Here is a 10,636-nt window from a genome sequence, read left to right as displayed (position 1 = left end):
ATGAATGACCCGGCAAGCGATGCCGCGGGGGAGCCCGGTCGAGACTGGCTCGTCCCTGCCCACCGCTGCGACCCTATCTTCATGTTCAAGGAATCTTTGCCGAAGGTTAATAAGTAGTCTATTATGAAACTACAATGGAACGCCCGGTTCGACCGGGCGCCCTTGTTGGATGAATTCCGGTTGTCTTGACCATGGGCCAAAGCGCAAGCCTCGCCGTTGACGGCGAGGTCTAGCGAGGCAAGCCCATCCTGGCGCCGAAGGCGCCTCCATTTGGTGGCGAGGAAGCTCCCGCCTTCAGGCGGAAGCGACTCACTGCTCTCACCGCCCTCGCAAGGATCCGCCATGTCGACATGCCTACGTTCCTGTCTGATCACGTTGTTCGGCCTCGGGCTGGCCACCGCCCTCGGCGCCGCGCCAGCCTGTGCAAGCGATGCCTATCCCACCCGGCCCATCGTCATGGTGGTGCCGTTCGCCGCCGGTGGAGGTTCCGACAATCTCGCTCGCATTCTTGCGGGCGGCATGAGCGAAGAACTCGGGCAGCCTGTCGTCGTGGAGAACAAACCCGGGGGGTCGACGACGATCGCCGCGGGCTTCGTGGCCCGCGCGCAGCCCGACGGCTACACCATGCTGCTCGGCAGCCTGACCACTTTCGTCGTGAACCCGCTGCTCGAGGTCAAGTCCAGCTATACGCTGGACGACCTCTCGCTGGTCGGCATGGTGGCGAGCTTCCCGATGGCCTATGTGGTGCCGTCCAGTTCCCCCTTCCAGTCCATGGCGGAACTGGTGGAGAACGTCAAGAGTGCGCCCCCCGGCACGCATTCGTACGCATCGCCAGGCGTCGGCTCGCCGCATCACCTCGGCATGGAGGCACTGAAGTACCGCGCCGGCATCGATCTGGTGCACGTGCCCTATCGAGGCATTTCCCCCGCCATCCCGGACTTGATGAGCGGCCGGGTGACGGCCATGCTCGTCGACTACGCCGCCGTGGCCGGCTTGATCAAGGATGGCCGCCTGCGCCCGCTCGCCCTGGGCAGCGCGGAGCCCACGGCCTTCCTGCCCGAGGTGCCGACCATGCGCAGCCTCGGCTACGACGACTTCCAGATCGCCGGCCTGCAGGGGCTCGCGGTGCCGGCCGGGGTGCCGGCCGACGTGCTCGGGAAACTGGTGGCGGCATTGCGTGACACGATGGCGGATGACGCGATCCAGGCCCGGCTGCGGGACATCGGCCTGGACCCCGAGTTTCTCGACCCGGCGGCCTTCGCACAGCGGCTGACGCAGGAGCGCAAAGAACTCGGTACGGTCATAAAGGCCAACAACATCACCCTTGAATGATGACTTCGGGTGGAACGCTGCAAGGAGATGGCAATGAACAAGAGTCGCATCGGCATCGTGGGCGCGGGCATCGGAGGGCTTGCCGCGGCACTCGCGCTGCTGCGCAGGGGGTTCGACGTGCAAGTCTACGAACAGGCATCCGAACTGGGCGAGATCGGCGCGGGCGTGCAGATCACGCCCAACGGCAGCAAGGTTCTGATGGAACTGGGGCTCACGGACGAGATCATGGCGATCGGCACCCGGACCCAGGGCAAGGACAACTATCTCTGGAACACGGGCCAGAAGAGCACCTTCATGCAGCTCGGCGATCGCGCCAACGAGCAGTATGGCTCTCCCTACCTCACGTTCCACCGCGCGGATCTGCACGCCATGCTGCTCAAGGCCGTGCTGGCGCTCAAGCCCGATGCGGTCCTCCTCGACAAACGTTGTGACGGCATTGCGCAGACAGCCGCCGGCGTACAGATCCGGTTCTCCGACGGCAGCAGCGCCGAAGAGCCGGTCCTGGTCGGCGCCGACGGTATCCACTCGCGGGTCCGCCAGGCCTTGTTCGGGCCGGATTCGCCCGAGTTCACCGGCTGTATCGCATGGCGCGGGCTGATCCCGGCGGCCCCCATCGAGGGCGCGGTCAACCTGCGTGGCGGCAGCATGTGGCTGGGGCCCACCGCGCATATCGTCACCTACCCGGTCCGCCAGGGGGCGCTGCTGAACTTCATCGCCATGGTGGACCGCGACGACTGGCTGTCGGAGTCCTGGACCGAGGCCGGTACCGTCGAGGAATGCCTGGGAGACCTGGCGGGCTGGCATCCTACCGTGCAACTGATGGTGCGCAACATCGCCATACCCTACAAATGGGCCCTGCGCGTGCGCGAGCCCCTGGATGCCTGGAGCGTCGGGCGCATCACGCTGCTGGGCGATGCCTGTCACTCCACCCTGCCTTTTCTCAGCCAGGGCGCGAACATGGCCATCGAGGACAGCCTGGTCCTGGCCCGGTGCCTCTGCCAGGACGACGAGCCCGAACTCGCGTTACGCCGCTACGAGGCCGCCCGGCGGCCGCGCACCGCGCGCATCACCCGCACCTCGGCCGAGCAGTTGCGCAGGGTGCACAACCCGGAGCTGGCCGACCCGGCGTCCGCGCAGCGCTACATCGAGCGCGAATGGGCTTCCCAGCGGGTCGATGACCGCTATGGCTGGGTCTACGGCTACGACGCCGGCACCGTTGCCATCACGCAAGGGCTGGAGCTGCCGCCTGCCGTCGCGCCGGCATCCCGGCCGGCCTGAGGCGCTGCCCCGGCGCCGCTGCACACGTCAGCGCCTGCCCTTGCCGGCCTCCCACTGGCTCCTGGTCAGCGCGGGCAGTTCGACCAGGTGGTCCTGCAGGCTGTAGCCGCCGCCGTCGCCGCCCCGCATGCGGCCCACCAGCTCCAGGCGGCCGCTGTCGATGTAGCACTTCTCGGCACTCAGCACCGCGTCGTCCCGGATGTGGGCGGCCAGGGGAACGCCCAGGATCAGCCAGCGGTTGGCTGCGATGTTCAGTACCTGCTCGACCCGACACTCGAACGCGACCGGGCTGTCGGCGATCCGTGGCGGCCGCACATGGACCGAGGCCTCGGTCCGCAGGCCCGCCATCTCCAGTTCATCGACTTCCGGACCGAAGTCGATGGCGGTCACGTTCATGGCGTCTAGCAGGTTGCGAGACACCAGGTTGACGACGAATTCGCCCCCCTCGCGCAGATTGATGCCCGTGTCCTTGGCCGCCCCGGCGCGTGCGCCGACCCCGATACAGAGCAGTGGCGGGTCGCCTGACAGCAGGCCGAAGAACGAGAACGGAGCGGCGTTGCGCCGTCCTTCCCTGTCCAGCGTGACCACCCAGGCGATCGGGCGCGGCACGATGGTGCTCGTCATCAATTTGTAGGTACTGCGCCCATCCAGCTCGGAAAGATTGAAGTACATGTCGGCCTCGAACCCTTGCACGTGAATATAGTATCAATATAAACTAACTCGAAACTTTATGCAGGATCGGTTCGATGGCCGAGCAGGCCTGAAGCGGCAGCGTCGAGCCGGCTCCGGCGCCCGCCCGCGGGTCCTCCGCGGCTTTCCCAACGCCCTGAAAGAGAGGTCGCTTTCATGAGTTCTTTCAGCACTCCACCCGCCACGGCAACGCAGGCGCTGTCGTACCAGCCGGGCTTCGGCAATCATTTCAGCTCCGAGGCCCTGCCGGGTGCCCTGCCGCCCCGGCAGAACAGCCCGCAGCGGGCTCCTTACGGCCTGTATGCGGAGCAGATCTCGGGAACGGCCTTCACCGCGCCGCGCACCGAGAACCTGCGGACATGGGTCTATCGCATCCATCCTTCCGCCGGGCACACGCCGTTCAAGCCCATGGGCAGCGCAAGCCTGAGAACGGCTCCGTTCGTGGACACGCCTGCCACGCCCACCCAGTTGCGCTGGGACCCTCTGCCCGCGCCGCAGACACCGACCGACTTCATCGAAGGCCTGGTCACGATGGCCGGCAACGGCGACGCCGCCACCCAGGTCGGTATCGCCATCCATCGCTACCGCGTGAACCGGGCCATGGGCGACCGTTCGTTCTACAACGCCGATGGCGAAATGCTCATCGTTCCCCAGGCCGGCCTGCTGCGCATACGTACCGAGCTAGGCATCCTGGAGGTGTCCCCCGGCGAGCTGGCCGTCATCCCGCGCGGCTTGCGCATGAGCGTGGACCTGCCCGAGGGCGAGGCGGCAGGCTACGTCTGTGAGAACTACGGCGTGCCGTTCCGGCTGCCCGAACTCGGGCCGATCGGGTCCAACGGCCTGGCCAACCCGCGCGATTTCCTCGCTCCGGTCGCGGCATACGAGCAGCGGGAGGGACATTTCGAGGTAGTGGCCAAGTTCCAGGGCAACCTCTGGGTCGCGGAGCAGTCCTGGTCGCCGTTCGACGTGGTCGCATGGCACGGCACGCTCGCTCCCTACAAATACGACTGCGACCAGTTCATGGCCATCAGCACGGTGAGCTATGACCATCCGGACCCGTCGATCTACACCGTGCTCACCTCGCCTTCGCCCGATCCCGGCGTGGCGAACGTCGATTTCGTGCTGTTCCCTTCGCGCTGGCTGGTGGCCGAGCAATCGTTTCGGCCTCCCTGGTACCACCGCAATGTGATGAGCGAGTTCATGGGTCTGATCCGCGGCGTGTACGAAGCCAAGGTGGAAGGCTTCGTGCCCGGTGGCTGCAGCCTGCACAACAGCCACAGCGCCCACGGCCCCGATCGGGAAACCTACGAGAAAGCGGTGTCGGCCGAGCTCGAACCGCACAAGCTGCCCGACACCCTGGCCTTCATGTTCGAGAGCCGCTATGTGATCCGGCCGACGCGCGAAGCCATGGAGTCTCCCACCCTGCAGGCGGACTACTGGCGCTGCTGGTCCGATCTCGCCACGCATTTCAACCCCGTCCGCAACCCCAACGAGGAAATTCAACGATGATTGTGATCGACACCGACGCGCATGTGATGGAGTCCGAGGAAACCTGGTCGTTCCTCGACCCCGCCCTTTACCCGCGACGCCCGGTCGTGGTGCGGTTTCCCGAAGATACCTCGCTGGGCGTGTTCAACGCGGCCTGGCTGATCGACGAGAAAGTCCGGCTGTTCGGCGCCTCGCCGACTGCCGGCGAGCGTTCGCTGCGCAAGAAGTACAACCTCGACTCCCAGCACCTGGCCGTGCCCGACGAGCGGCTCAAGGACATGGATCGCCGCGGCCTCGACTACCAGGTCATCCATCCCACGTTCGGGCTGATGAACCTCTGTGAGGACGTCGCGCTGGAGTCGGCGCTCATGCAGAGCTACAACACCTTTCTCGCGCAGAAGTGCAACGCGTCGGGCGGGCGCCTGTTCTACAGCGCCGTCGTGCCTTTCCGCGATCCCGAGGCGGCGGTGGCCGAGATTCGCCGCGTGGCCGAAATGGGCTCGGCCGTCGCCGTGTTCATGCGCGGCATCGAATGGGACCGCCCGGTCGCCGACCCTTCCCACTTTCCGATCTACGAAGAGGCGCAGCGGCACGGCCTGGCCATGGCCGTCCACGTGGGCTCGGGCAGCCCCGGCATGCGGCAGGTCTTCGACCATCTGCGCCGGATTCCCGGCGAAGAGCCGTTCTGGCCGGCGCACATGAAGCGTCTGGTGGGCCCGATCAGCGTGCAGTTCGGCTTCTACAGCCTGATCGAAAGCACGATCGCCGCCGATTTCCCGAACCTGCGCTGGGCCTTTCTCGAGGCCACGGGCTGCGAGTGGCTGCTGGGCGCGGTCGGCTCGCTCGAGCGTGCCGGCAAGATGAACGCCCGGCGCCTGTTCGACGACGGCCGCGTGTTCGTCGGTTGCGAGCCCAACGAGGATCTTGCCTACGTCACCAAGCGCATGGGGGCCGACTTCGCCATCATCGGCAGCGACATGCCCCACCAGGACGAAGCGGCCCATGAAGATCTGGTCGGCGACTTCGACAGCCGGCGCGCGGACCTGGGCGACACGTTCATGGCCAAGCTGTTCTGCGGCAACGCGGCGCGTCTCTACGGCATAGACCCCAAGCCGATGGTACGTGCCGTATGAGCCTCGAACGGCAACTCTGGTACACGCGTTGCCCCCTGCCCACCGCCTCGGGCATCGCGCTCGATGCGGGAATCCTTCAAAGGCGCCTGGAGGGTATCGGGTGGTCGGTGGATACGATCGAAGCCGCCGGCGATGCGCAGGCACGCGCCTCCCACTTCACCCATGGGACGGCACGGCTTTTCCGCCAGGGGGGCAACATTCCCCCCATCTGGGCGCGTGCGCGCGGCGCCGGCACCGCGCTGGTCGGCATTGCCTGGACGCCGGAATACCAGGCCATCCTGGCACGGCCGGAAACCGGCATCCGCACCGTCGGCGATCTTCGCCGGCGCAGGCTCGGGCTGCCCGTGCGCACCAGCGGGGAGATCGATTTCTGGCGCGCCATGTGCCTGCGCGGCTATGACTCCGCACTGCGCCTGGCGGGCGCGTCGCTGGACGACGTCGAACTGATCGAGCTACCGGTGCGGGAACGCTACATCCCCGAGGGCGCCGACGACGAAGACGAGTCCGGCTGGATGTGGGCCGGCGGCGCGCGCATGCGGCGCCAGCAGGCCGAGGTCTTCGCCTTCATCCGGGGCGAGGTCGACGCGATCTACACGTCCGGCGCGCAGGGCCTGCAGTTGCGGGCCTTGCTGGGCGCGACCGAGGTGGTCGATCTGGGTTCGCATCCCGGCCCCGACATCGGCATCAACAACCAGGTACCCAACATTCTCACCGTGGACGCCACGCTGGCCCGTGAACATCCGGAAGTCGTCGCCGAGTATTTACGGGCGCTGCGGGAAGCGGCAGGATGGGCGCAGCAGCACGAGGCGGACGCCAACCGCACGTGCGCACGCGAGGTGGGTGCCCCGGAGGAGTGGATCGCACCTGCGTATCGGAACGGACCGTCGCACGCGCTGGCCGTCGGACTCGACGACAGGCTCATCGCCGCCGTGGCATCGCAGAAGGATTTTCTGCTGCGCCATGGTTTCATCACACAGGATTTCGAGCTTGCGCAATGGATCGATCCCAGGCCGCTCGAACTCTCGTCCCGCATGGAGACTTCATCGTGAATACCTTCTGCAATCCTCCCGAACTCGCACGGCCCGGCGGCTTCACGCACGTCGTCCGGTCCACCGGCAATGCGGTACTGCACGTCGCCGGCCAGGTTGCCTACGATAGCGAAGGCAACATCGTCGGCGTCGGCGACCTGGCCGCGCAAGTGGCCCAGGTCTACCGCAATCTGGACACCGCGCTGGCCGCATTCGGCGCCAGCCTGAAGGATGTCGTCAAGACGACGATCTTCGTGCGCGACCTCACGCCCGAGAAAATCGCGACGATTCGCCGTGTGAGGGCCGGCTTCCTGTCCGAGACCGAGCCGCCGGCAAGTACGCTGGTCGGCGTACAGGCGCTGGCCAAGCCGGAGCTGATGCTGGAAGTGGAGGCCGTGGCCGTGGTCGAGGACAACTGATCACCGGCTTGCCCCTCCGTGGGGCACCGCTCAGGCGCTGCGCCGGCTCTTCCTGGCGGGCTTGGCGGGCGCGGCCGGCTGGACCGGGAAGACCCGGCTGCGGCTCTGCCGCAGTACGGCGGCCTGGTCCAGCAGCCTGTCGAGAAAACCGTGCAGTGCCGCCAGTTCCTTGCCGTCGAGCACGCTCAGCAACTCCTGCTCGTAGGCCGTCGCCTCCGGGGCGATCTGTTCGTACAAGGAGCGTCCAGCCTCGGTGAGCGTGATCGTCGCCCGCCGCCTGTCGTTCTCGTTCAGGATGCGCGCCAGCAGCTCGCGATCCACCAGCTCGCGCACCGCGCGGCTGACCGTGACCTTGTCCATGCCGGAGTAATCCGTCAGTTCGGTCACCGACGTCGGCTCGAGCTGCGCGGCCGCCGCCAGCATGCGCCATTGCGACACATTCAAACCGAAGCGCAGGGAGTAGGTGCGCTGCAGTCCTGCGCTCAAATCGTTGTCAAGCCGCGAGATCTTGTAGGGAAGGAAGTTCTGAAGGCAAAGCATGCGCGAGGATCATCTCAGCTTAAATACGCGGTGATGCGTCGGCTGTCCGCGCATGCATCCATGATGGGAGGGGGCCACCGGCGTCGCCCGATCGGGCATGCGTCGCGGAACCCTCAGGTGTTCGGCGTTATTGAATAATAAGTTGCCAGTAAGTCTTATTTAACCACGTTCTCATGGCTGCTGCGTCGGGGCTGTGGGCCTTGCCGGTGATGCATCCCATCGAGCCGCGGCGGGGGATGGCCGGGAAAGCCCGACGCCACCTCGGATGCCGTTCGGGCGCCCCGCAGCATTTCCCGCATATTGGAAATTGCCTCTCTTGGTTGTCGCCATTTAATGCATGTGATTTACTTCTCATCGAGGCGCCGAGACGCCATCGAGGAGACCGCATGCCCGCCACACCCCAGCCTTCCGCCCGCCTGCCGCTCGCCGGCATCCGCGTCGTCGAGTTCGGCCAGTTCATCGCCGTTCCCGGCACCAGCATGCTGCTGGCCGACATGGGGGCGGAGGTCATCAAGGTCGAGAGCCTGGCGGGCGATGCCGCGCGCCAGTCGTCCACCATGGGCGTCCAGTCGCCCATGTACGTCGCCTACAACCGCCGCAAGCGCTCGATCGCGCTCGACCTGCGCAGCGCCGGCGGGCGCGCCGTGGCGCGCGAGCTGGCCTTGTCCGCCGACGTGGTGGTGCAGAACGCGCGCGCCGGCGTCATGGAGCGCCTGGGGCTCGGGCCGGACGTGCTGCGCCAGGCCAAGCCGGCGCTGATCTACGCGTCGGTCACCGGGTTCGGCACGCGCGGCCCGTCGCGCGAGCGGCCGGGGCTGGACATCGCGGCGCAGGCCGAGAGCGGGATGATGTCGCTGACCGGCGAGCCGGGCGGTGCGCCCCTGAAGGTGGGCTTCGCGGTGGTCGACGCGGCGACCACGCTGGCGCTGTCCGGCGCGATCACGGCGGCCTTGTTCCATCGCGAGCGCACCGGGGAAGGGCAGACCATCGACACCTCGCTGCTCGAAGTGGCGGTGCACCTGCAGGCGCAGATCTGGTCCGAATACCACCACAGCGGCAAGCTGCCGCCGCGCGCCGGCAACTCGCAGCCGATGGCCGCGCCGGCCGCCGACCTGGTGCAGGTCGCCGACGGCCACATCGTGATCTCGGCCTATCTGCAGGAGCACTGGCGCCGCCTGTGCCAGGCGATCGGGCGGCCGGACCTGGCGGACGATGCGCGCTTCGTGGACAACGTCAGCCGCCTGGCCAACCGGCCGGCGCTGATCGCCGAGCTGCACGCCAGTCTCGGCGGCATGGCCGGCGAGGCCGCGCGCGAACTGCTCGAATCGCACGGGGTGGTCGTCGGCGTGGTGCGCAACTACGACCAGGTGGTCGCGGCCGACGACGTACGCCTGGGCGGTCTGTTCCAGCCCGTGGACAACGGCCTGGGCAAGGCCGTGCCGGTGCCCAGCGCGCCCTGCCGCTGGCGCGATGCACCCGAACCCACCGCTTCGGCGGTACCGCGCCTGGGCCAGCACTCCGTGCAGGTGCTGCGCGAGCTGGGCTACGACGAAGCGCGCATCCGCGCCCTGTGCGCCGAAGGCGCCGTGGGCGGCGAGACCGAGCCGCCGGCCCGGGTGGCCTGAGTTGCCGAGCGCGTCCGTCTTTTCCGGACGCGCATCCTCTCTTCCGACGGAGTCGTCATGACCATTTCCCGTTCCCGGCGAGCCCTGCTCGCCGTGCCGGCCCTGTGCGCGCTCGCCCCGCTTGCCATCCATGGCCGGGCGTTCGCCGCGGATGCCTACCCGCGCGGCCCGGTCCGCCTGATCGTGCCCTACGCGCCGGGCGGCGGCACCGACGCCACCGCCCGCCTCGTCGCCAAGCGCCTGGGCGAGCGCATGGGCGGCACCTTCGTGGTGGAGAACCGCGCCGGCGGCAACACGCGCATCGGCACCCAGGCGCTGAAGCAGGCCGCGCCAGACGGCTACGTGCTCGGCATGTTCAACGCCGCGGGGCCGATCAACCAGGCGATAGACCCGGCCTTGCCCTACGACGTCACGCGCGATTTCACGCCGATCACGGTGATCGTGCGCAGCGCGGGCGGGCTGTGGGTGAACACCTCGCGCATTCCGGCGCGCAATTTCGACGAGCTTGTCGCATGGCTGCGCGCGCATCCGGGCACGGCCTACGCCTCCAGCGGCGTGGGCGCAGCCAACCATCTCAGCATGGAATTGTTCAGGGAGAGCCTGGGCCTGGACCTGCTGCACGTGCCCTTCAAGGGCAGCGGCGAGGCGGCGGTGGCCGTGGCCTCGGGGGAAGTGCCGATGTCGGTGGACAGTTTCGGCCCGATGGAGCCGCACTGGCAGGCCGGCCGCGTGCTGCCGGTGGCGACCACGGGCGACGAGCGCTATCCGCTGATGCCGGATGTACCAACCTTCGAGGAACTCGGCCATCCCGAACTGCGCGGCACCAGCGCCTGGTGGGGGATCGCGGGGCCCAAGGGTCTGCCGCCGGAGATCGCGACGCGCTTGCGCGAGGAAATCCACGCCATCCTGCGCGAGCCCGAGGTGGTGCAGGCGCTGCTCGCGGTGGGGGCCGTGCCCGCGCCCATCGGCGGGGAGGATTTCCAGCAGTTGCTGGAAAGCGACCTCGCCAAATGGAAGGCGGTGGTCGCGCGCGGCGCGGTCACGCAATGACGCCCGACGCCGCGGGCGGTATTCGATATCGGGACAACCCACGAGGAGAATGA

General features: G+C 67.7%; 10 protein-coding genes. 8 read left to right on the top strand and 2 right to left on the bottom strand.

The window, feature by feature from the left end; all coding sequences use genetic code 11:
* Positions 1-342 precede the first annotated feature (342 nt).
* Entirely contained in the window at positions 343-1,332 is a 990-nt protein-coding gene (locus FOZ76_RS13290) for a Bug family tripartite tricarboxylate transporter substrate binding protein (protein WP_143948760.1), read from the top strand.
* Between the two features lie 33 nt (positions 1,333-1,365).
* Positions 1,366-2,610: an FAD-dependent monooxygenase gene (locus FOZ76_RS13285; RefSeq protein ID WP_143948759.1), complete on the top strand. Its 1,245-nt coding sequence runs from the start codon at positions 1,366-1,368 to the stop codon at positions 2,608-2,610.
* A gap of 27 nt (positions 2,611-2,637) precedes the next feature.
* On the opposite strand, the gene FOZ76_RS13280 is transcribed toward FOZ76_RS13285, so the two are convergent.
* Positions 2,638-3,282 (bottom strand): flavin reductase family protein, encoded by a 645-nt coding sequence (locus FOZ76_RS13280; protein WP_143948758.1) that lies wholly within the window; start codon positions 3,280-3,282, stop codon positions 2,638-2,640.
* A 174-nt stretch (positions 3,283-3,456) separates the two neighbouring features.
* On the opposite strand from FOZ76_RS13280, the gene hmgA reads away from it, so the two are divergent.
* Genes hmgA through FOZ76_RS13260 form a run of 4 tightly spaced genes read left to right on the top strand, consistent with a single transcriptional unit; the run spans position 3,457 to position 7,368 of the window.
* On the top strand, positions 3,457-4,809 hold the full coding sequence (gene hmgA, locus FOZ76_RS13275; RefSeq protein WP_143948757.1) for a homogentisate 1,2-dioxygenase: 1,353 nt from the start codon (positions 3,457-3,459) through the stop codon (positions 4,807-4,809).
* Positions 4,806-5,921 carry an amidohydrolase family protein gene (locus FOZ76_RS13270; protein ID WP_143948756.1) on the top strand — a complete coding sequence of 372 codons (1,116 nt, stop codon included), beginning with the start codon at positions 4,806-4,808 and terminating at the stop codon, positions 5,919-5,921. Before hmgA ends, FOZ76_RS13270 begins: the two co-directional genes overlap by 4 nt.
* Positions 5,918-6,970 carry an ABC transporter substrate-binding protein gene (locus FOZ76_RS13265; RefSeq protein WP_143948755.1) on the top strand — a complete coding sequence of 351 codons (1,053 nt, stop codon included), beginning with the start codon at positions 5,918-5,920 and terminating at the stop codon, positions 6,968-6,970. Before FOZ76_RS13270 ends, FOZ76_RS13265 begins: the two co-directional genes overlap by 4 nt.
* Positions 6,967-7,368 (top strand): RidA family protein, encoded by a 402-nt coding sequence (locus FOZ76_RS13260; RefSeq protein ID WP_211366233.1) that lies wholly within the window; start codon positions 6,967-6,969, stop codon positions 7,366-7,368. Before FOZ76_RS13265 ends, FOZ76_RS13260 begins: the two co-directional genes overlap by 4 nt.
* A gap of 30 nt (positions 7,369-7,398) precedes the next feature.
* Here FOZ76_RS13260 and FOZ76_RS13255 read toward each other — a convergent pair whose 3' ends face one another.
* Positions 7,399-7,908, bottom strand: a complete 510-nt coding sequence (locus tag FOZ76_RS13255) for a MarR family winged helix-turn-helix transcriptional regulator (RefSeq protein WP_143948753.1) — start codon at positions 7,906-7,908, stop codon at positions 7,399-7,401.
* 386 nt (positions 7,909-8,294) lie between these two features.
* Between FOZ76_RS13255 and FOZ76_RS13250 the strand changes: the two genes are divergently transcribed.
* Positions 8,295-9,533, top strand: coding sequence for a CaiB/BaiF CoA transferase family protein (locus FOZ76_RS13250; RefSeq protein WP_143948752.1), 1,239 nt, complete (start codon positions 8,295-8,297; stop codon positions 9,531-9,533).
* Positions 9,534-9,590: 57 nt separating this feature from the next.
* On the top strand, positions 9,591-10,583 hold the full coding sequence (locus tag FOZ76_RS13245; RefSeq protein WP_143948751.1) for a Bug family tripartite tricarboxylate transporter substrate binding protein: 993 nt from the start codon (positions 9,591-9,593) through the stop codon (positions 10,581-10,583).
* The last annotated feature ends 53 nt before the right edge of the window (positions 10,584-10,636 follow it).

Origin of the sequence: Verticiella sediminum (genome assembly GCF_007558815.1) — a bacterium.
Classification (GTDB): Bacteria; Pseudomonadota; Gammaproteobacteria; order Burkholderiales; family Burkholderiaceae_B; genus Verticiella; species Verticiella sediminum.
The sequence above is the reverse complement of the archived record's forward strand: the minus strand, read 5'-3'. Positions and strand labels throughout refer to the sequence as shown.